15 protein-coding genes and 2 pseudogenes are annotated in these 22,217 nt (G+C 42.1%); 6 read left to right on the forward strand and 11 right to left on the reverse strand.

What is annotated here, in order from left to right; genetic code table 11:
- From PR808_RS16820 to PR808_RS16855, 8 genes and pseudogenes are all read right to left on the reverse strand, one after another.
- Positions 1-243, reverse strand: a pseudogene (locus tag PR808_RS16820) (UDP-glucose 6-dehydrogenase); the annotation flags it as partial.
- Between the two features lie 44 nt (positions 244-287).
- Positions 288-1,289 carry an NAD-dependent epimerase gene (locus PR808_RS16825; RefSeq protein ID WP_206085664.1) on the reverse strand — a complete coding sequence of 334 codons (1,002 nt, stop codon included), beginning with the start codon at positions 1,287-1,289 and terminating at the stop codon, positions 288-290.
- A gap of 222 nt (positions 1,290-1,511) precedes the next feature.
- Positions 1,512-3,170, reverse strand: a complete 1,659-nt coding sequence (locus tag PR808_RS16830; protein WP_272539753.1) for an LTA synthase family protein — start codon at positions 3,168-3,170, stop codon at positions 1,512-1,514.
- Positions 3,171-3,240: 70 nt separating this feature from the next.
- Positions 3,241-5,109: a selenocysteine-specific translation elongation factor gene (gene selB, locus PR808_RS16835; RefSeq protein ID WP_272539754.1), complete on the reverse strand. Its 1,869-nt coding sequence runs from the start codon at positions 5,107-5,109 to the stop codon at positions 3,241-3,243.
- Positions 5,106-6,497 carry an L-seryl-tRNA(Sec) selenium transferase gene (gene selA / locus PR808_RS16840; protein ID WP_206085658.1) on the reverse strand — a complete coding sequence of 464 codons (1,392 nt, stop codon included), beginning with the start codon at positions 6,495-6,497 and terminating at the stop codon, positions 5,106-5,108. Before selA ends, selB begins: the two co-directional genes overlap by 4 nt.
- A gap of 22 nt (positions 6,498-6,519) precedes the next feature.
- Positions 6,520-7,455: a formate dehydrogenase accessory protein FdhE gene (fdhE, locus tag PR808_RS16845; RefSeq protein WP_206085656.1), complete on the reverse strand. Its 936-nt coding sequence runs from the start codon at positions 7,453-7,455 to the stop codon at positions 6,520-6,522.
- Between the two features lie 1,138 nt (positions 7,456-8,593).
- Positions 8,594-9,787 carry a mannonate dehydratase gene (gene uxuA / locus PR808_RS16850; protein WP_206085654.1) on the reverse strand — a complete coding sequence of 398 codons (1,194 nt, stop codon included), beginning with the start codon at positions 9,785-9,787 and terminating at the stop codon, positions 8,594-8,596.
- Positions 9,788-9,804: 17 nt separating this feature from the next.
- The gene (locus tag PR808_RS16855; RefSeq protein ID WP_206085652.1) at positions 9,805-10,551 is read right to left on the reverse strand and encodes an FCD domain-containing protein; all 747 of its coding nucleotides are present in this window, start codon (positions 10,549-10,551) and stop codon (positions 9,805-9,807) included.
- Between the two features lie 281 nt (positions 10,552-10,832).
- Between PR808_RS16855 and manD the strand changes: the two genes are divergently transcribed.
- The 6 genes and pseudogenes from manD to PR808_RS16885 form a co-directional block, all read left to right on the forward strand.
- Positions 10,833-12,047, forward strand: coding sequence for a D-mannonate dehydratase ManD (manD, locus tag PR808_RS16860; protein WP_272539755.1), 1,215 nt, complete (start codon positions 10,833-10,835; stop codon positions 12,045-12,047).
- Between the two features lie 24 nt (positions 12,048-12,071).
- The gene (locus PR808_RS16865; RefSeq protein WP_206085648.1) at positions 12,072-13,085 is read left to right on the forward strand and encodes a Zn-dependent oxidoreductase; all 1,014 of its coding nucleotides are present in this window, start codon (positions 12,072-12,074) and stop codon (positions 13,083-13,085) included.
- A gap of 60 nt (positions 13,086-13,145) precedes the next feature.
- Complete coding sequence (locus tag PR808_RS16870; protein ID WP_206085646.1) at positions 13,146-14,561, forward strand: MFS transporter; 1,416 nt, start codon at positions 13,146-13,148, stop codon at positions 14,559-14,561.
- Positions 14,542-16,029: a mannitol dehydrogenase family protein gene (locus PR808_RS16875; RefSeq protein WP_272539756.1), complete on the forward strand. Its 1,488-nt coding sequence runs from the start codon at positions 14,542-14,544 to the stop codon at positions 16,027-16,029. The genes PR808_RS16870 and PR808_RS16875 overlap by 20 nt, the downstream gene beginning before the upstream one ends.
- Before the next feature lie 125 nt (positions 16,030-16,154).
- Positions 16,155-16,808, forward strand: coding sequence for a YoaK family protein (locus tag PR808_RS16880; RefSeq protein ID WP_272539757.1), 654 nt, complete (start codon positions 16,155-16,157; stop codon positions 16,806-16,808).
- A gap of 58 nt (positions 16,809-16,866) precedes the next feature.
- A pseudogene (locus PR808_RS16885) lies at positions 16,867-16,962 on the forward strand (damage-inducible protein J); the annotation flags it as partial.
- A gap of 469 nt (positions 16,963-17,431) precedes the next feature.
- Here the strand turns inward: PR808_RS16885 and fdoI are convergent.
- From fdoI to fdnG, 3 genes are read right to left on the reverse strand one after another with little or no spacing between them, the layout of a single operon-like run.
- Positions 17,432-18,088, reverse strand: a complete 657-nt coding sequence (gene fdoI / locus PR808_RS16890; RefSeq protein WP_047755785.1) for a formate dehydrogenase cytochrome b556 subunit — start codon at positions 18,086-18,088, stop codon at positions 17,432-17,434.
- The gene (fdxH, locus tag PR808_RS16895) at positions 18,085-19,032 is read right to left on the reverse strand and encodes a formate dehydrogenase subunit beta (protein WP_206085639.1); all 948 of its coding nucleotides are present in this window, start codon (positions 19,030-19,032) and stop codon (positions 18,085-18,087) included. The genes fdoI and fdxH overlap by 4 nt, the downstream gene beginning before the upstream one ends.
- An 11-nt stretch (positions 19,033-19,043) precedes the next feature.
- Positions 19,044-22,091 (reverse strand): formate dehydrogenase-N subunit alpha, encoded by a 3,048-nt coding sequence (gene fdnG, locus PR808_RS16900; RefSeq protein WP_206085638.1) that lies wholly within the window; start codon positions 22,089-22,091, stop codon positions 19,044-19,046.
- Positions 22,092-22,217 lie beyond the last annotated feature (126 nt).

Here is a 22,217-nt window from a genome sequence, read left to right on the forward strand (position 1 = left end):
CGTAGCAACAATAACGTACTGCGCACCCGTATAAGCTTCCACTTTATCTTCCGTGGCGCGGAAATGCAGTGTTTTTTCCGTTAAAAACTGCTCAATCTCCGTGTCGACAATGGGTGATTGGTGGTTGTTTAACATCGCCACTTTTTCGGGAATGATGTCCACAGCAACCACTTCGTGGTGTTGTGACAGTAACATGGCGTTAGATAGACCGACGTAGCCGGTTCCTGCGATTGCTATTTTCAAACTTGCCTCTCAAATCCTGCTACGGATATTACAGGTTGTTGATATTATTGATGGTAATAAGAACGATACCAATCAACAAACGCCTGAACACCCTGTTCAATAGAAACCTGTGGGCGATAACCTGTTACATTAAACAGGTCTTCAGTATCTGCCCACGTTGTGTACACATCCCCAGCTTGCATCGGTAAAAAGTTTTTAATTGCTTCTTTTCCAAGGGCTTTTTCTAACGCAGAAATAAACTCAATCAACTTAACGGGCTGGCCGTTACCAATATTATAGATGCGATACGGTGCGCTGCTTTGCGCTGGTGATGTCGAATGATTGTTTGGGTCTGCTTGAGGGATTATATCGGAAATTCGTATCACCCCTTCGACAATATCATCAACAAAAGTGAAATCACGGCTCAGATTGCCGTTATTATAAACATCAATAGCTTCGCCCGCTAAAATGGCTTTAGTAAATTTAAATAACGCCATATCAGGACGTCCCCATGGCCCATATACCGTAAAGAAGCGCAAACCTGTTGTTGGTAACTGATATAGGTGTGAATAGGAATGGGACATTAATTCATTGGCTTTCTTTGTTGCGGCATACAATGAAATGGGGTGATCTGTAGGCATGTCCGTGGTAAATGGCGCATTATCCGTCACACCGTACACAGAACTAGAAGAAGCATACACCAGATGCTTCACTTTCGCTTGACGGCAGCCTTCTAAAATCGATAAATGCCCAGTTAAGTTGCTGTCCGCGTAAGCAAATGGATTTTCTAACGAGTAACGCACACCAGCTTGAGCGGCAAGGTGGATCACTCGGTCAAACTGCTCTTGGGTACATAGTACTCTGACCGTTTCACGATCCGTCAAATCAAGGTGAATAAAGCGAAATAAGGGGTGTTGCTCTAATAAATGTAAACGAGATTGTTTAAGGCCCTGATCGTAATAGGCATTTAGGTTATCAATTCCAACGACTTCATGCCCATTTTCTAATAAACGCTGACACAATCTAAAACCAATAAAACCCGCACTTCCCGTGACCAAGTATTTCATATTTATCGTCTTCTAGCATTAAACCATTCACAAAGCTCAATAGAGCACCAAGTTTCACAGAAAAAATTAACTTAATTTAAGACAAAAAAAACAGTGAATGGTTTTATGGTTAGAATAATAATGTGTAAAAAAGCAGTGAATTTTAAGGAAGTATTAAGATTTCAAAAATCGACATAAAAGAAAGCCGCAAGTTTGCTCCAACCTGCGGCCAATCATCACAATTTATTGAGTACCGCTTTTATCTGCCGCTTCCAATGTGCGATAAATGTAATTACGGTAACTATCTAACAATTTTTGGTCTTCACAATCATTGAGCTTACCATCACATAAATGACGCATTTTGATATTTGCTTCATAGAATGGAGAAATCTTTAAGTTTGCTCTTTCCAGCAAAATTCCACCCAAGAATGAAATATCGGTTAATTCCCCTGTTTTGATTGCAGTACCTGATTTTAAATTATCCCGCAATGTAAATTGCGTTAAATACGCAGGGGATGAAAATGGTGAATCGTACTGATTTAGGCTAATACCTGGTTGATGGTCCCCAAAATATAAAAACATTAACGGGCGGTCGCGCTTATCAATAAACTCAGCGAAATCTCGCATCGCCCCATCGGACGCGGTAATTTTTTCCATATAGTGGCTAAATTCACCAGCTGCATCTTGATGCTTAATTTTATCTTTTATACCGAAATCATCACTATGTGTTTCTTTATAAGGCCCATGTTCATACATGGTTAAAGAGAAAATAAAGACTGGCTTATCCGTTTCTTTTGCTAAGATTTCTTTGACGTACTTCAGCATGTCGTCCGTGCTAATAGTCCATAGATTATCTTGTAATTTCCCTGGGTAGCCAAGTTCCTGGGGCTGAATAATTCTATCCACACCTAATGTTTCATATGCATGACCCGAATGATAAGCCCCTTTATTAAATGGCGTCAGCACAACAGTATAATAACCATTGGCTTTCATTTCTTTAAATAAGCTATTTTTCAAGTTATCGACAATAAAGTAAAACACACCACTTTTTTGTGCCCCGAAATCATCACTATTTAACCCAGTTAACGCTGAAAACTCAGATAACCAAGTGCCACCACCAAAGGTTTGGACTCGCATTTGACTATGAGCAGTGACCCCAGCATCCTGCTGGAACATAAATAAATTAGGGAGTTTCGTGCCTTCTGGCAAATCATAAATGTGCGGGTCAACCGTTGATTCTTGCAGTAATAAAACAATGTCTGGCTTTTCTGACGAGGTGCTATTGTTTAATGAGACTGTCGCCGCTTTTTCGATAAAGTAGTCAGCGGTACCCACAAACTCAGGAGATTGGTAACTGGAATTTTTTGCGGACATAATGATATTAGTCACAGTCCCGCGGCCTTTTGGCAACGTCTGAGACCATCGATCATAATAATGGGAGCTAGCAAAATTAGCGCCAAAATAACCCACAACAACCAGTATCACACCTAAAATGCGTGAAACATGTGATTTGCTCGACTTAATTAAACACCAACTAATGGCACCATTAACGACCAGTAGAATTAATAGCCCAACTAGCGCAACACCTGCTAACCAATAATGGCTTAACGTGCCCATATTAGAGGTGTCTGTCATAATATTAATATCAGTGAAGAAAAGCTGTTCTTTGTAATAATGGACTTTTAACTGATTTAGGAATTTTATGATAATAAACAGGGTACTGGTAATTACGACAGAAAATAACCAGCGTGCGGTTAATACCATTAAAATACCAAATAACACAGCATATACACTGAGCGATATGAGTGCAGGATAAATCACGCTACCTTTCTCAAACACCAAGAAAAGAGAGCCAATAAAGATCAATGCTAGATAAAAGCCTGCAAATAACTTTTTCTTCATCAGTTTTACCACAAGTTTAATATGAGGGGTTTGCTATGAGGCACCACTATAGCGGATCAAAACACTCAATTTATTCAACGAAAATGCCTTTATCTCGTAAATAGTGACCATCGCCTTTACGACGAGTAAAACCGCTTTTGTCAAAAAACTCAAGAATTTGTATCGCAAGTTTTCGACCAATCCCTAACTCATTACGAAAATCAGCAGCAAAAATGACGTCATTTTCCAAACAATGACGGTGGATTAGTGATGCGAAATGATTAATTTGCTCATGGCTATAATAACGATCACGAACGATAGCGGTAATTAACCCCATTTGAGCCGCTTTTTTGAGTACTCGGCGCATAGCCTCTTCTTCATGCCCAGTTTCTACTGCTAAATCACGTACCCACCATGCCTCATTGCGCGTCAATAAAGGGAAAATTTGTTGCCAAATCACTTCCTGCTGGGCATCAAAAATAAGTCCATGCTGCGGCATATGCAACCAACCGCGCGTTTGCTTAATCGTTCCATTTTCAATCAAGTCATTAATTAATTTGAAAACTAACGCATCACTCATTGAAGGCAGTGCCATACGTTTTAAACGCGCTTTTCCAACGCCTATCTGGTCGCTATGTACTTCATTAAATTTTTCAAGCGTTTGAATTAATCGGTCTTTCGCAGTTTGTGCTTTAAACGCAGAGAGAACGCTATTTCCAACATGTTCTGCATCCGTTTGCACTAATATGTTTTCAAGTGCATCACCTGTTAACTGCCTAGCCCAACCATAATCTTGTAGGTTTAATTCACCTTGAGGAAGTTGCAACTTGAAATGCGTTAGCTCATCATCTTCTTTCGACAATAAAGCTAACCAATCTAAAAATTCTGGAAGGCGCTTTCCTCGACGAGGAGAGGTTAATCTGAGCACTCTAGCCCCCCCTAATGTTTGGCGGGCACTGATATCTCGAATAATCAATCGGTCATTATCAGCTAACCATAATGGGGTATCTAAAATTAACTCGGCAAGAACAGGTGTTTCCCCTTGCTCAACCAATAAAGAAACTCGCCCAGTGATATGACTTGCACCATGGTATAAGTGGACAGGCTGCCAATGCTTAATTAGCGAGTCACACTCCAGTTCAACAATCACACGATTAGCAATAAATGCAGGTTTTTCGGCCAGTAACCAATCACCTCGGGTGATATCTTCTTTATCAATATCACCTGAAAGATTTAATGCAACACGGTCACCCGCCTGTGCAAAATCTGCAGGTTGATTTTGCCTATGGATCCCCCTAACGCGCACTTGCTTATCTGCGCCTGTCACCCACAATGAGCCGCCGACTTGAACTTGGCCTGCAAGGGCCGTTCCTGTAACAACAATCCCTGCGCCTTTAACATGGAAAACACGGTCTATCGCTAAGCGAAAACGGCGTTGTAAATTTTCATGTGTTCCACTTTGCTGATGTAACTGCTGCAAGTATTCGCGTAATGCATCAATACCGCGGCCATCTAGGGTCGAGGTGATAAACAAAGTCGCATTAGGCCAACCTTGTTGAGATAATTCAGCTTTAACCTGTTCAGCCACCTGTTCGATACGTAAATCATCAGCGCGGTCTGCTTTCGTTAAAATAACCGTAAGATCTTGGCAACCTGCAAGCCTTAAAATAGACAAGTGCTCAAGAGTTTGCGCCATCACGCCATCATCACACGCCACGACGAGAAGTGCATGATTAATCCCGCCGATTCCCGCCAACATATTAGCTAAGAACTTTTCATGCCCTGGAACATCAATAAAACCAATAGCACTACCATCACGTTGAGGCCAATAGGCATAGCCCAAATCGATAGTCATCCCACGCTTTTTCTCTTCAGGAAGATGCGCAGTATTTACGCCTGTAATTAGTTGAATTAATGATGTTTTTCCATGGTCAACATGGCCTGCAGTTGCGAAAATCATGAAAGTAAAACCTGTAATAATGTATGTTCATCATCGAGGCAGCGCAAATCTAGCCACAGTTTCCCATCTTTCATTCGTCCAATCACAGGTTCAGATAGTTGACGCCAATGAGACGCTAACTGCTCCAATGTACCGCCTTTACCATTGAGAGGCGCAAAGGTAATCGCAAAGCTTGGCAATCTATCAATAGGTAATGAGCCACTACCAATTTGTGACAAGCAAGGTTCAATTTCAACGATAAACTTGTCACCATAGAATGCCTGTAAAGCCACTAACACATTATCTGCACTACGACGAATTGTCTCAGGGTCACGCGTTAACCAACGTAATGTCGGTAAATCATTAGTCAGTTTTTCAGGGGTAAGATAGAGCTTTAATGTCGCTTCCAGTGCCGCTAACGTCATTTTGTCGACTCGCAATGCACGTTTTAACGGATGTTTTTGTATAGCATCGATCCATTTTTTCTTTCCAAGAATGATACCTGCTTGTGGGCCTCCTAGCAGTTTATCTCCTGAAATAGAAACCAAATCAACACCTTGAGTGAGATAAGTATGAGGCATAGGCTCCTCAGGCAAACCATATGCCGTCATATCAATCATGGAACCACTGCCTAAATCAATTGCTGTGGGAAGCTGGTATTTTTTGCCTAACTCAGCCAGTTCATGACCTTCAACCTCAGCGGTGAAGCCTTCAATGCTATAGTTACTGGTATGCACCTTCATTAATAGTGCGGTGTGCTCATTAATCGCATTTTCGTAATCACGTAAGTGAGTACGATTAGTGGTACCCACTTCAACCAGTTGGCAACCCGCTTGAGACATTACATCTGGCACACGAAAAGCACCGCCAATTTCAACCAACTCACCGCGAGAAACAATCACTTGCTGACCATTTGCCACCGTTGCAAGCAACAATAAAACTGCTGCGGCATTATTATTTACAATACAAGCATCCTCTGCGCCTGTGAGCTCGCAAAGTAAGTCTGCAATTGCGCGATCCCGATGACCACGCATTGCGCCATCAAGAGAATATTCTAATGTGACAGATGAACTCATCGCTTTGCTAACTGCGTCAATCGCTGTTTTGGACATCACTGCTCGCCCAAGATTGGTATGCAAAACCGTTCCCGTTAGATTAAAGACATTTTTTAATGCACTTTGGCCTAATTCATCGTGGCGTTTAGCGAGTTCTTTTAGCCAGTCAATATGCCAATCTGGTAGCTGTCCCTGCTGAGAGATACACTTTCGCGCTTGTTCCTGCATTTCACGTAAACACGTGGTGACCCAATGCAACCCCGACTGTTCAACCAATATTTGCACTTCATCAAGCTGCAATAGTTTGTCAATTGAGGGTAATTGTCGATATAACGCTAAGTTTGCTTCCACCATAGTCACTATTCTCTTTTACAACTTACTTTTCGCCAGGAAACAGGAATGGGTTAATACTGCTACGAGCAAAGCCTTCTTCTTCCATACGCGCATCAAGAATAATTGAGGCTAAATCATCCGCAACGGCTTCCACTTTGGCTTCTTTTTCTTGGTAAAGAATTTTAAGATAACTGCCGCAATCGCCGCAACTTTCCGCCTTCACCGCCGCATTTTCATCATCAAGAGACCAATAGTTTAACTTACCTGTTTGCTCGCAATTGCTGCACTTCACTCTCACCATGTGCCATTCAGTTTCACACAAGTTACAGTGTAAATAGCGTAGACCTTGAGAAGTCCCAATTTGAACGATGCTAGAAACAGGCATGCTATTACACACAGGGCAAAAATGACGATGATCACCGTGTTCTGCACGCGCTTTACCTGGAATATTCGCCGCCATTTGCGCCCAATAAACAGAAAGCGCGGCCCAGATAAACATAGACTTATCTGCAGGTACCTTTTCAAACTCTTCATTTAATAACGCTGTGGCCATGGCCTCTAATTCATTTTCAGATGCCTTATCTAAATTTTCGAGCGCTGGACGTACAGATTCAGGAACAACTGGCATTAATTCTGCAATTATTGATTTTAATAATTTATGCCAATGTGTTGTACGAGGCAGCGTTTTAGCATCCAACGGCGGATTATTAGTATGAATTGAACGCTCTAAAACTACTGTCATATCAATATCTAGTGGATTATCATGCTGTGCATTATGTTGTGCAGTTGCCACTTCAGCTGCAAAGCTAAGATAATCAGCAAAAGGATGTTCCCCAATACCTAGCTCTTTCAGTCTCTCAGCTCGACGTTGGTATAAGCTTTTTAAGTTAGGGAACAGTACTGGCGGAATAAAACCAATGCCTTTTTCTTTTAATCTTTCTTGTCCTAACTCTTCTTTAGGAACGATACGAATACCCATTGCATTCTCACTTTTCTATTTTCTGAACGATTTTTTGAGCATATAGGGTAAGCCTATACACAAATTTATCATTCCTATTTTATGCCATCAGCAAAAATTGCTGCTATTAACTGCTCAGGATAAAACAAATTTGGTTGGGTCGCTACCTTAACCCCTTTGTATCAATACGGGTATTTGATCTGATAAGGGTTTTGCGGACAACTAAAGAAAAAACACCGACAAATTTACCTTAAAGAATCGGCAATTATGATATTGAGTAATCGATAAAAATCCGTTTTTGAAGTATGGATTATGCCTATTTCAATGCTATAAATTATCGAAGCACTCTAACCTGTGAAGTTCATAAAATTTTAATAATATCAAAATTATTAATCATTCAATAAATGTAGTTAAATAAAATTTCGGCTTAATCAGTAATAATAAATTATTACAGAGAAAGAAAATAAAGAGAAACAACTCACATATTGTTAATTTTACGTCCAAATCACTCAATTTTATTTCTTATCTAATTATAGTGAAATAAAAAATATAGTTAGGCCAACATTAGCAATCTAATGCTTTTATAATAATATTAATTGCATTTTTTATCGTAATACATCATCAATGGTCTGATAACCTAACTTATAATCTACCAACCAACTAAGGACAGTTATATTTTTCTCAAAATAATTAAACCAATTTATTGCTCTGACTAAAAATTGCTCACTAAATCAATCGGATGAGCCTATCAACGTCACATCCTTAGGGATATCGCAAGGTTTAATTTTACTCGATAAAAGCTTGGAAAGAACATGTTAGTAGAAAAACAAACTACTTATTTCAGACGATAGCATTGCGTTATTTAATAAAATCCCGCCCACAATGAGAGTATAAATAAAATATTAAATAACAATATATTAATATTAGATAACTTGAAAAATTAACGGGGTTACTATTAGGGAAAATTCAGTCATAATAAAAACACAGCATTAAATTTGGCAATATTTTACCAAGATATCATAGATGGGGTGCTAAATTTTAATTTAAAACCGTATTTATATACGCGACCAGTTTATCTTGATCGCGTATATTTAAGTATATCTAACTATTCGATAGTTCAATAATGCCAAATCATCAAAGCAAGCATTATGAAGATAAATTATGCTTTTAATAACTCAGGATAATACATCCGCTTAAGTGCTAGCTCTAATCCCCGTACTTCCGCCAGTCCTTTTAAACGACCAATCGCTGAGTAACCTGGGTTTGTAACTTTCTTTAGGTCATCCAAAATTTGGTGACCATGGTCAGGACGCATTGGAATAGGTGGTAAACCCGCCTCATTGCGTTTTTGTTCAATCGCTAAAATCGCTTTAACGACTTCGAACATGTCGACATCACCCGCAATGTGGTTCCCTTCATGGAAAGTATTTGGGTTTTCTTCTCTCACCGTTGAACGCAAATGTGTAAAATGAATACGATCCCCAAATGTATTAATCATTTTCACAAGGTCGTTATCTGCGCGTACACCATACGAGCCCGTACACATCGTAAAACCATTATGAATACTATCGCAGCTTTCTTTAATAAACTGCATATCTTCAATTGTTGAAACAATACGTGGTAAACCTAAAATAGGGCGTGGTGGGTCATCAGGGTGAATTGCTAATACAACATTTTCTTCTTCACAGACAGGTACGATTTTCTGCAAGAAATAACGTAAGTTTTCACGCAATTGGTTTTTATCAATATCATTATACAATGCTAAGCGCTCACGGAATTGGTCTAATGTATAGCCCTCTTCTGCTCCAGGTAGCCCTGCAATAATGGTTTTAATTAAATTATCAATATCGTCGGATGACATTGCCGCATAATATTCAGCCGCCTCTTTAACTTCTTGTTCTGAATAACTTGCTGCTGCATTTTCACGTTTTAAAATATGAATTTCAAATGCTGCAAACGCGATATTATCAAAGCGTAATGCTTTAGAACCATCAGGCAACGTATAGCCAAGGTCGGTACGCGTCCAATCAAGAATTGGCATGAAGTTGTAGCAAATTGTTTTAATGCCACATGAGGCTAAATTGCGAATACTTTGCTGATAATTCTGAATATATTTTTCGAAATCACCCTGTTGAGTTTTAATATCTTCGTGAACAGGGATGCTTTCAACAACAGACCAAACTAAACCAGCGTCCTCAATGATAGCCTTACGCTTTACGATTTCCTCAACACTCCAAACAACACCGTTTGGAATATGATGGAGAGCAGAGACGATCCCTGTCGCCTCAGCTTGCCTTGCATCACTTAAAGAAACTGGGTCATTAGGCCCATACCAACGCCACGTATGCTCCATGAGTACATCTCCTTCACTTATTCAAAAATAGTCTGATAAGGAATTGTTTCAAATAAATAACCATCAAAATTGGGGTCGTCAAAATCGGAAAGCTGCATTAGAGTATTTTTGACATTCTCTAAGTGTTGCCACATCTCTTTTTTCGCCAATTCAGGGTCACGCTTTTGTAGTGCATTTAAAATATTTTCATGATCAATCAACCACTTCTTACGGTAAGTCGTGTTATCGATATGCTCATGCAATTTGTCCCACATTGGACTTTGTAACCGTACAGCCCAAATATCATCAATGATCTTCGCCATCATGTCGTTCTTACTTGCGCGAGCAATAAGCACATGAAACTTATGATCATTTTCATCATCACTTTCATTATTAGCAACTTTAATCCGTTCATCTTCGAGTAACGCACGGATTTCTTGGATATCTGCTTTTGTTGCTGACAAGGCAGCGCATGCCGCAATTGCGCTTTCAATCACTTGGCGAGCTTGTAGAATTTCAAAAGGCCCATGATCCAAACTCTTGATTTCATCAATAAGCAAGTCTGGATGATTAATGACATAAACACCTGAACCCTTCTTGATAGAAACCAACTTTTCAATTTCCAGCATGATGAGCGCTTCACGTACCAATGAGCGACTGACATCATATTTTTTAGCGATCTCACGTTCTGGCATTAAACGACTTCCTATCGGATATTCACCAGATGCAATGAGCTCTTTTAACTGCTGACCTAGGTACTGGTACGAGCGGTATTGAGTTTTCATATATATGTACAACGCGTTGTCGAATTAAATTTAGTTCTTCCATTGTAGATTATCGTCACTCTTGATAATGGTCAACCAATTTATCCATTATTTTGGCCAAATTAGTTAACCAATTTGTGATCACCTTCACTTATTGTCGGCTTTTTAGTCGTTGTCTTTTAATTTCTTGGTTGATAGAGTGAAAAAAAGAAAATTTGGTCAACCAATAAATAAACCAGTTAGGTGTTTTTCTCTCATTTTGGTTGATCAGTTGGTTAACATAAATATGGATATGGGCAAAAATGAAAATCGTAAACGCAGAAGTGTTTGTATGTAGCCCCGGTCGTAACTTTGTCACATTAAAAATTACCACGGATGAAGGCGTGTATGGCGTGGGTGACGCGACACTCAATGGTCGTGAACTCTCCGTTGTTTCATACTTAAAAGACCACCTATGCCCTCAGCTCATTGGTCGTGACCCACACAAAATTGAAGATATTTACCAGTTTTTCTACAAAGGGGCTTATTGGCGTAGAGGCCCAGTGACCATGTCTGCCATTTCAGCCATCGACATGGCTTTATGGGATATTAAAGGCAAAATTGCTAACTTGCCTGTATACCAATTATTAGGTGGAGCATCCCGTGAAGGCGTGATGGTGTACTGCCATACAACAGGTAAAGATATTCCTGAAGCATTAGATAACTACGCAAAATATAAGGAAAAAGGCTTTAAAGCCATCCGCGTGCAGTGTGGGATCCCTGGTATGGCAACGACCTATGGTCAAAGCAAAGGACAAAACCTTGCTTACGAACCTGCCACCAAAGGACACCACCCCGAAGAACAACTTTGGTCAACCGAAAAATACCTCGATTTCATGCCAAAACTGTTTGAAGCTGTTCGCGATAAATACGGTTTCAATGAACACCTCCTGCACGATGTGCATCACCGCTTAACACCGATTGAAGCGGCTCGCTTTGGTAAAAGCATTGAAGATGCACGTTTATTTTGGATGGAAGATCCAACACCAGCGGAAAATCAATCCTGTTTTAGACTGATCCGCCAGCACACCGTCACCCCAATCGCCGTTGGTGAAGTTTTCAATAGTATTTGGGACTGCAAACAACTAATCGAAGAACAGCTTATCGACTATATCCGTACCACTATTACACATGCGGGCGGTATTACAGGTATGCGTCGAATTGCAGATTTCGCCTCACTTTATCAAGTTAGAACGGGCTCACATGGCCCATCCGATCTGTCCCCTATTTGTCACGCCGCTGCCCTGCACTTTGACCTATGGGTACCCAACTTTGGTGTACAAGAATTTATGGGGTACTCCGAAGAAATGCTCTCTGTCTTTAGCCCTAACTGGACATTTAAAGACGGCTACATGCACCCAAGTGATAAGCCTGGTTTAGGTATCGATTTTGATGAAAAACGGGCAGCGAAATACCCGTACAACCCAGCTTACCTACCTATTGCCCGTCTTGAAGACGGTACTTTATGGAATTGGTGATTTTTAGATAATTCGGAGTTAAATATGAAAGCTGTAGTGATAAAAGAACCCAATACATTATTGATAGAAGAGCGTTCAATTCCTGAACCTGCTGAAAATCAAGTGCAAATCAAAGTTCGCTTAGCGGGTATTTGTGGCTCTGATAGCCATATATATCGTGGTCACAACCCATTTGCAAAATACCCTCGTATCATCGGCCATGAGTTTTTTGGCGTCATTGAAAAAGTGGGTAGCGGTGTGGATAGCAAACGTATCGGTGAACGCGTCTCTATCGACCCTGTACTCAGTTGTGGTCATTGTTACCCTTGCTCAATTGGTAAACCAAATGTCTGTGAAACCTTAGAAGTCTTGGGCGTTCATACTGATGGCGGCTTTACTGAGTATGTCACTGTGCCTGCAGCCAATGCGTATACCATTCCTGATTCAATCAGTGATGAGTGTGCAGTGACTGTCGAGCCTTACTCTATCGCAGCCAACGTTACCTCGCACGTTCAGCCAACCAAAGATGATGTGGCCTTAGTCTATGGTGCAGGCACGATTGGATTAACCTGTGCACAAGTCTTAAAAGGCGTTTACCAAGTCAAAACCTTAATTGTGGTTGACCGTGTTGCTGAGCGATTAGCCAGAGCCACAGCATGTGGAGCGGATATCGTGATTGATAACTCACAAACACCGCTTCCTGAACAACTCAAAGCCTTAAATCTACGACCTACGGTTGTGTTAGATGCAGCGTGCCATCCCGCTATTTTGCAAGAAGCGATTTTAATTGCATCTCCTGCGGCAAGAGTATCTATTATGGGATTCTCGAGTGAGCCAAGTTCCGTGACACAACAGAGCATTACCAGTAAAGAGATTGCCCTATTCTCTTCACGCCTAAATGCGAAAAAATTCCCAGAGGTGATTAGCTGGATTGAATCGAACAAAATCGACCCAACCAAAATCTTAACCCATCAGTTCCCATTCACTGAGGCGCAAGAGGCAATTCTAACCTTTGAGAAAGACCAAAAAACCTGCTGTAAAATTCTTTTAACCTTTTAATTTTATTACAAAAAAATAATTATTTTAAATACTACCCGACGTGATTAATAGGATAATAATATGAATACTCAGTCGATAGACCAATCAGGGAAAGTCGAACGTAGCTCTGGGGATCTCACCAAAGCTGCTGTTTCTGGTTGGCTTGGAACCGCCCTCGAATTTATGGATTTTCAGCTTTACTCACTAGGTGCAGCACTTGTTTTCCACGAAATTTTCTTCCCAGAGCAATCGGCATCAATGGCGTTAATCCTCGCCATGGGTACCTATGGTGCGGGATATGTCGCCCGTATTGTTGGTGCCGTCTTCTTTGGTCAGATGGGGGATAGAATCGGTCGTAAAAAAGTGTTATTCATTACCATCACTATGATGGGGGTGTGTACCACCTTAATCGGGGTATTACCGACTTATGCACAGGTTGGTATCCTCGCACCGCTGCTATTAGTTCTCTTGCGAATTATTCAAGGCTTAGGTGCTGGTGCTGAAATTTCAGGCGCAGGAACCATGCTCGCCGAATATGCGCCAAAAGGCCGCCGCGGTATTGTCGCTTCACTGGTTGGTTTAGGTACAAACTGCGGAACACTGAGCGCAACGGCTATCTGGGCATTTATGTTCTTCTGGTTAGACAAAGAAGACTTACTGGCTTGGGGTTGGCGTGTACCATTCTTAGCAAGTTTTGTTGTGATGCTGTTTGCTGTCTGGCTACGACTGAACCTCAAAGAAAGCCCAGTGTTTGAGAAAGTTCAAAATGCGGAAGAGCAAGAAGCTCAGGTGGCTGTCCAAACACCACCAAAAGAAAGTTTCTTTGCGATGTTCAAAACGAAAGCGTTTTGGTTGGCAACAGGTATTCGTTTTGGCCAAGCAGGTAACTCAGGGCTTATCCAGACATTCCTAGCGGGTTATTTAGTTCAAAGTCTATTATTCGATAAAAGTATTCCAACTGATGCGATCATGATCAGCTCCGTTGTAGGTTTCCTTACAATCCCTGTGATTGGCCTACTATCAGATAAATTTGGTCGCCGTATTCCTTATATTATCCTTAGCTTATCCGCGATGCTGCTCGCCTACCCGATGCTTTCCGTCATCGTAAACGGAGCCAACAGTGTCAGCTTAATCACCATCTGTATTATTATTGTCCATAACTGTTCAGTTCTCGGGTTATTTGCTCTTGAAAATATTACGATGGCTGAAATGTTCAACTCACGTAACCGTTTTACGGGTATGGCTGTTGCAAAAGAAATTGGTGGGTTAATTGCATCTGGCTTAGGCCCAGTGCTTGCAGGTATCTTCTGTAGCATCACAGGGAGCTGGTGGCCTATCGCTATTATGATCATTGTTTATTCTGCCATTTCATTAATTACCGCCATCATCATGCCTGAAGTCAAAGACCGTGACTTAGCCAGCCCACTGGATGCGGTTGAAGAAGTTGAGCAACAAAAAAGTAAAGGTAAGGCCAAATATGCAACTGTCAATCAATAACCTAAACCAACTCCCTGCGGCTATCAAAGTGCCAAACTACGATAGAAATCAGGTTAACGTTAAAATGCTTCACTTGGGTTTCGGCGCGTTTCACCGCGCCCATCAAGCCATCTTTGCAGACATTTTAGCGACGGAGCACCAAAGTGATTGGGGATTTTGTGAAGTTAACTTAGTGGGTGGCGAGCAGCAAATCGAAGATTTACTGGCTCAAGACTGCTTGTATAACGTTGTTGAAATGCAAGGTGATAACTGGCAAACCCGTACCGTTGGCGTGGTTAAAGAGGCACTACACCCAACCATTCACGGTATTGATGCTGTTATCAATCGTATGTTAGACCCAAATATTGCTATCGTCTCCATGACGGTCACAGAAAAAGGGTACTGCTACGTTCCATCAACTGGGTCAATTGATTTTGATAACCCCGCTATCGCCCATGATTTAGTGTCCCCTGAAGCACCTAAATCATTGCCTGGCGTGATTGTTGAAGCGCTTCGTCGCCGCAAAGTATTAGGATTAGCACCCTTTACCGTGATGTCCTGCGACAATATGCCAGAAAATGGGCATATTACGAAAAATGTTATCCTTGCGATGGCGGCAAAGCGCGATGCAGAGTTAGCCAAATGGATTGAGGAAAATGTCACGTTTCCGTCAACCATGGTAGATAGAATTGTACCTGCAATGACCACAGAAACCGCAGAGAAAATTCAATCCCAACTTGGTTCTGTTGTTGATAAAGTTGCGATTGCCTGTGAGCCTTTTAAGCAATGGGTGATAGAAGATAACTTTGTTGCAGGCCGCCCTGAATGGGAAAAAGCAGGTGCCCAGTTAGTCACGGATGTTATCCCATTTGAAGAAATGAAACTGCGCATGTTAAACGGCAGCCACTCATTCCTTGCTTACTTGGGATACTTAGCAGGCTATCAGTACATTAATGAATGTATGCAAGACAGTGCTTATGAAAAAGCGGCTTACCACTTGATGGTGAATGAGCAAGCATCGACACTTTCCATTAAAAATGTCGATTTGCCTCAGTATGCAAACGCGTTAATTGAACGCTTTAAAAATACGGGGCTCAAACACCGCACATGGCAAATTGCGATGGATGGAACCCTAAAACTATCTCAACGTTTGTTGGATTCGATTCAAATTCACCTAAAAAATGGCCAATCATTTGATTATTTAGCGTTAGCTGTTGCAGGGTGGATGCGTTATGTCAGTGGGAAAGACGATCAGGGTGCAGATATTCAAGTGAGTGACCCACAGGCCGCTAAACTGGCTGAACTGGTGGCGCAAAGTCAGGATGATGAAAACCGCGTTAAGGCATTGCTCTCACTGGAAAGTTTGTTTACCCAAGAATTGGTCAACAACCCGTTATTTACTGAAAAAGTGACTGCGTTTTACCTATCACTGCGTGATAACGGTGCGAAAAAAACCATTGAAGCATTAAACCGCGAACATTCGCTGTAATTATTCGCTGATAAACGTCGTTAACTCTCAAACCTGATACTTCCCGTATCAGGTTTTTTTATTATTTTCTAAATAATGCATATACTCACCATCACTATCTATTTTGATGAGCGGCAGAACAACCAATGTCATTATTCCAATTTGAAGCCAACTCCCATACGCCCTTTTTCCTCTTACTGGCCTTTATTGGCGGGTTTGTTGATGCCTGCTCTTTCGTGATTTTTGAAGTGTTCACGGGGCATCTGACGGGGAACAGTATTTTAAGCATGGTGTACCTCGCCAAGTTAGATTGGCCAATGCTCCTACTTTCCGCAGTTTCTATCTGTGGCTTTTTTCTAGGGACTTGCCTTGGTTCATGGCAACGGTTAAAAAATAACTCACTACGTGATTACCGTTTTCTGATTGGTTTATCATTTTTATTATTTACTGGGGTGTTTGCGCTCTATTTCTTCGCCCATGCCGTCTATTCTGACAATATCGTAATATTTATCATTAGTTTATCCATGGGGTTACAAAACGGCTTTTTTAATAAGGCGGGGACTGTTGGTATTCATTCAACGTATGTTACTGGGATGACAACATCCTGCATCAATGCTTTTTTAAAAAACGTGCAAGGTGATAGCAGCAAAAAGGTGCTGTTCCTCGCCGTATTATCTTTTATTCTGGGGGGATTAACGGGCGGGGTGTTATCCGTCAATTACCAATTCCTCGGTTTTTCTTTTGTGTTGATACTGCTAGCACTGGCTTTTGTCTATAGCCTGACCATTAATGATAGGTGATTTTTTGATTACTGTAATCATAATAAAATAACACAAATGACAACACATTAGGCTTATTATGGATACTATTCATTTTAGAATTGATGAAGAAACAAAGCGCTTAGCGATGCAAGCTGCAAAGCGCCACCAAACAGACCTAACAAAATTAATGCGATAAATAATAATGAAAGTGGTAAAGCGGCTTTTATAGAACATGGTGAAAGTCAAAAACGAATGGCTCAATTACGAAAAAAACTCTGTGGAGATGATAAATGATAAAACTGCTTTGGGAAAAAGCGGCACAAACAGATAGGGAACACATTTATCACTATTTTTTAAACATGCAAGAATATTACTCGCAGATAAAATTAACAATCGATTTCAATAAGTTACAGAATTACCACAAGCACCCCCTACTCTGGTGTGAAAGTTAAAAACAAAGAAAGTTACAGAAAATTAATCATTCCTAATTTCCCATTTTTCATACTTTATCAAGTTAACAAAAAAGATAATCACATTCGCATACTTAGAATGTTACGCATTGCGACACGTTTAGCCTCTAATTATTAACTCTTCTCTACAATAAAAAAGCCTGCCTCAATACCATCAAGAGCAGGCCTTATTATTACGTGACAAGATAAAACTTAGTTTTTCTCTTGCTGTTGTTTTTCTTGCTTTTCTTTTTCAAGAAGTTGGCGGTACCACAGTGGGTGGTGCTTTCTCGCCCAACCACGGGTCACCCAACCTTCGACCATCGCACGAACCGAACCTTTCACCCAAATCGCCGCGTAAGCGTGAACCACAATCATAATGATCAACGCAATCGCAGAGAGTGAGTGGATCAGAATCGCTGCACGATAAACAGGGATTGGGAAGTATTCGGCAAAATAAGGGCGCCACATGATGACACCTGTGACCACCAGCGCCAATAAGCAGATAGTGACCACCCAATACACCCCTTTTTGACCGAGGTTATACTGACCTACATCGCCTGCTTCTTCGTTTTTCAGTACTTTGCCGATATTTTTTGCCCACTTAATATCTTCTTTATTAATGAAGTTATGGTGGAAATAACGGAAAAACATGAACACGAACAGCAAGAACATCGCCGTACCCACGAATGGATGCAAAATACGCGACAGCTGTGGCGTGCCTAAAATATTCATAAACCAGTTCAGTGAGGGGAAGAAAAACCCTAAGCCACTGATTGCTGTGAACAAAAAGCAAATCACAACCGCCCAGTGATTGATCCTTTCAATCGGCTTATGGCGGATAATTTTGTCGTTATCATCTGGCATCATTTCTGATCCTCCCCTTCTTTTGACTTGGAAGTGTCATCAGATGACATTGCATTATGCAAATCTTCTAGAGCCTCTTCTTCATCTTTTTTGGAGACGCGGTTCGGACCAATACCCACATAGTGGAAGATGGCCGCCGCAAATGTTGCAGCAAAACCAACCGCAGCTAACGGCTTCCAGATACCTTTCCAGAAAGTCACTGTTGGGCTAATTGTCGGGTTTTCTGGCAGTCCGTGGTACAACTGAGGTTTATCTGCGTGGTGCAGGACGTACATCACGTGCGTACCGCCAACACCTTCAGGGTCATATAAACCTGCATTTGCATAACCACGGGTTTTCAGCTCTTCAACACGCTCACCCGCCATGCCAATCATGTCTTCTTTGCTACCAAAGTGAATAGCACCTGTTGGGCATGTTTTCACACACGCAGGTTCTTGACCCACTTCAACACGGTCAACACACAGCGTACATTTGTATGCACGGTTATCTTCAGGGTTGATGCGTGGTACATCAAACGGGCAACCCGCGATGCAGTAACCACAACCAATACAGTGTTCTGATTGGAAATCAACGATACCGTTTTTGTACTGAACAATTGCGCCTTCTGAAGGACACGCCTTCAGACAGCCTGGGTCAGCACAGTGCATACAGCCATCTTTACGGATCAGCCATTCGAATTTATCGTTCTCTTCTACTTCAGAGAAGCGCATTACCGTCCATGACTTGGCGGTTAAATCGGTTGGGTTATCATATACCCCAACGTTAGTACCGATTTTGTCACGGATATCGTTCCATTCGGAACACGCGACCTGACACGCTTTACAGCCGATACAGGTCGTTACGTCGATAAGCTTTGCAACTTCTTCCTTATAGTCCCGCACCTGAGGCGCGGGAGTCAGGGAATTGGTGGCAGAGCGACGAATAATGTCCTGAGATTGCATTGACATAATTTATCTCCTTACACCTTTTCCACGTTGACAAGGAATGATTTAAATTCCGGCGTTTGTGTATTCGCATCGCCCACATATGGCGTTAGCGTGTTGGCAATAAAGCCTTTCACCGCCAAACCTTCAAAGCCCCAGTGGATTGGAATACCAATAGTATCGATATCTTTTCCAGCCACTTTCAGCGTATGAATACGTTTGGTGACCACCGCTTTTGCTTTAATGTAGCCACGTTTAGAACTCACTTTCACCGTATCACCTTGCTCGATACCCTTCTCTTTCGCCAAGCGCTCACCGATTTCGATAAATTGCTGTGGCTGAATGATGGCATTCAACAGGGCGTGTTTTGTCCAATAGTGGAAGTGCTCTGTTAAGCGATAAGTTGTTCCCACATAAGGGAATTCTGTCGCTTTACCCATTTGCGCCCAGTCGTCTTTAAACACGCGAGCCGCAGGGTTAGACACCACATTTGGATGCAGCGGGTTAGTATCCAGCGGCGTTTCGATAGGTTCATAGTGCTCAGGGAATGGGCCTTCGGCCATTTTATCCAGTGCAAACAAACGTCCCATACCTTCAGGCTGCATGATAAACGGCCCTACACCACTTCCAGGAGGCGCATTGCTATAGTCAGGAATATCCATTCCCGTCCATTTGCTGCCATCCCACTCAAGAATTTGACGTTTCGGATCCCACGGTTTACCCATTGGGTCTGCCGATGCACGGTTATAAATGACGCGGCGGTTCAGAGGCCATGCCCATGCCCAGCCTAACGTGTTCCCCAGACCTGTTGGGTCAGAGTTATCACGATTCGCCATTTGGTTACCTTTCGGCGTCCAGCTACCGGCAAAAATCCAGCATCCACTTGCAGTTGAACCATCATCACGTAACTGTGCAAACGAGCTCAGTAGATCGCCTTTTTTGACCAGAACGTTACCGTCAGCGTCTTTGAGGTCAACTAATGCATAACCGTTGTTTTCTTGCGCGACTTCTTCTGGCGTTGGATTATCAGTATCCAAGTAGTTCCAAGTCATGCTAAGCACTTGCTCAGGAAGTGCCCCACCTTCGGTTTTGTACAGTTGACGTAAACGGTGGAAAATACCCGACAGAATCTCACCATCACTGATGGCCTCGCCTGGGGCATCTGCACCTTTCCAGTGCCACTGCAACCAACGTGCTGAGTTAACAATCGAACCATTTTCTTCAGCAAAACAGCAAGATGGCAAGCGGAATACCGTCGTTTGAATTTCCGCTGGATTTACATCGTTCATTTCGCCGTGGTTTTGCCAGAAATTCGACGTTTCCGTGTTCAGTGGGTCAATAGTAATCAAGAATTTCAGTTTTGATAACGACTTAACCACTTTGTTTTTATTCGGGAATGACGCTAATGGGTTAAAGCCTTGGCAGATATAACCATTGACTTCGCCCTTATCCATCATCTCGAAATAACGCAGCACGTCATAGCCTTGATCCCACTTCGGTAAGTAGTCAAAGCCCCAGTCATTTTCTTTCTGCGCTTTATCACCGTAGAAGGTTTTCATTAAGCTCACGAAGAATTTCGGGTAATTCCCCCAATAATTCACCTGACCGGCCACCGTGGCTTTCGGCGTATTCGCCGCTAAATAACTTTCTAATGTGGTTTGTTTTTCTGATGGTAATGTCAAGTAACCTGGTAAGCTTTGTGATAACAAACCTAAGTCAGTCAGACCTTGGATATTGGAGTGCCCACGCAGTGCGTTTACACCACCCCCTAACATACCCATATTACCTAAGAGCAATTGGATCATCGCCATCGTACGGATGTTTTGCGCACCCACCGTATGTTGAGTCCAACCTAACGCATATAAGAACGATGCTGTTTTATCTTTAACACTGGTTTCTGCAAGGTATTCACAGACTTGCAGGAAGTCTTTGATTGGCGTACCACAGATGTTATTCACCACTTCTGGTGTATAACGGCTAACGTGTTCTTTTAATAAATTCAGTACACAACGTGGGTGTTTTAGAGTCGGATCGCGCAGCGCAAGGCCGTTTTCATCCATCTCATAGTTCCACGTGGTCTTATCGTATTGGCGTTTTTCTGCGTCATAGCCAGTAAATAGACCATCATCGAAGCCAAAATCTTCACGGATCACTAAACTCGCATTGGTATACGCTTCCACGTATTCACGCTGAATTTTTTCATTATCCAGTAAGTATTTGATAACACCTGATAAAAACGCAATATCTGTACCTGAACGGATAGGCGTGTAGAAATCCGCCACTGCCGCTGTACGGGTAAAGCGTGGGTCAATAACAATTAATTTGGCTTTATTATGGATTTTAGCTTCCATCGCCCAGCGGAAACCAACTGGATGCGCTTCTGCCGCATTACCACCCATAACAACGATTAGGTTTGCATTTTTAATGTCAACCCAATGGTTGGTCATCGCACCGCGACCAAATGTTGGAGCAAGACTTGCTACCGTTGGTCCGTGTCAGACACGCGCTTGGTTGTCTACGGCAAGCATGCCGAGAGCGCGGGTGAATTTTTGTGTTACAAAACCAGTCTCATTGCTTCCAGCTGATGCACACAGCATACCGGTGGTTAGCCAACGGTTAACCGTGACACCGTCTTTATTTTTTTCGATAAAGTTCGCATCGCGGTCTTCTTTCATCAACTTAGCGATACGGTCAAAAGCGTCGTTCCACGTGATACGTTTCCACTCATTGGTACCAGGCTCACGCACTTCGGGGTATTTTAAGCGGCTTTCACTGTGGATGAAATCGATAAGTCCAGCACCTTTAGGACAAAGTGCACCACGGTTTACCGGATGATCCGGGTCCCCTTCAATATGGAAAATGCTCTCTTTTGCATTTTTCGCGCCATCACCGAGGCTGTACATTAACAGCCCACAGCCGACAGAACAGTAGGTACAGGTATTTCTGGTTTCCTTCGCACGCAGTAATTTATACTGGCGCGTTGACGCTAACGCGGTTGCAGGTGCAAAACCTAACGCCGCTGCCGTCGTACCTGCCATACCGCCAGCGCAGATCTTAAAGAACTGCCTTCTGCTGACTTGCATGGGGATCTCCTCATTTACATTGCTCATGTTTACCTAACGTCAATTGCGATAATCAGGTAAACTGTTTTTATTCAACGTCTTCCTTACGTCCCAGGTTCATTGCCTGGCAAATGGTGTAAATTCTTT

It is taken from the genome of Providencia sp. PROV197, from assembly GCF_028479625.1.
Classification (GTDB): Bacteria; Pseudomonadota; Gammaproteobacteria; order Enterobacterales; family Enterobacteriaceae; genus Providencia; species Providencia vermicola.

Bases quoted from the DNA above. Each gene is read 5' to 3' on its own strand.
- manD (WP_272539755.1), top strand. From the start codon at position 10,833: ATGAAAATCGTAAACGCAGAAGTGTTTGTATGTAGCCCCGGTCGTAAC.
- PR808_RS16880 (WP_272539757.1), top strand. From the start codon at position 16,155: ATGTCATTATTCCAATTTGAAGCCAACTCCCATACGCCCTTTTTCCTC.
- fdoI (WP_047755785.1), bottom strand. From the start codon at position 18,088: ATGATGCCAGATGATAACGACAAAATTATCCGCCATAAGCCGATTGAA.
- selB (WP_272539754.1), bottom strand. From the start codon at position 5,109: ATGATTTTCGCAACTGCAGGCCATGTTGACCATGGAAAAACATCATTA.
- PR808_RS16830 (WP_272539753.1), bottom strand. From the start codon at position 3,170: ATGAAGAAAAAGTTATTTGCAGGCTTTTATCTAGCATTGATCTTTATT.
- PR808_RS16870 (WP_206085646.1), top strand. From the start codon at position 13,146: ATGAATACTCAGTCGATAGACCAATCAGGGAAAGTCGAACGTAGCTCT.
- uxuA (WP_206085654.1), bottom strand. From the start codon at position 9,787: ATGGAGCATACGTGGCGTTGGTATGGGCCTAATGACCCAGTTTCTTTA.
- PR808_RS16875 (WP_272539756.1), top strand. From the start codon at position 14,542: ATGCAACTGTCAATCAATAACCTAAACCAACTCCCTGCGGCTATCAAA.
- PR808_RS16865 (WP_206085648.1), top strand. From the start codon at position 12,072: ATGAAAGCTGTAGTGATAAAAGAACCCAATACATTATTGATAGAAGAG.
- selA (WP_206085658.1), bottom strand. From the start codon at position 6,497: ATGGTGGAAGCAAACTTAGCGTTATATCGACAATTACCCTCAATTGAC.
- fdxH (WP_206085639.1), bottom strand. From the start codon at position 19,032: ATGTCAATGCAATCTCAGGACATTATTCGTCGCTCTGCCACCAATTCC.
- fdhE (WP_206085656.1), bottom strand. From the start codon at position 7,455: ATGGGTATTCGTATCGTTCCTAAAGAAGAGTTAGGACAAGAAAGATTA.
- PR808_RS16855 (WP_206085652.1), bottom strand. From the start codon at position 10,551: ATGAAAACTCAATACCGCTCGTACCAGTACCTAGGTCAGCAGTTAAAA.
- PR808_RS16825 (WP_206085664.1), bottom strand. From the start codon at position 1,289: ATGAAATACTTGGTCACGGGAAGTGCGGGTTTTATTGGTTTTAGATTG.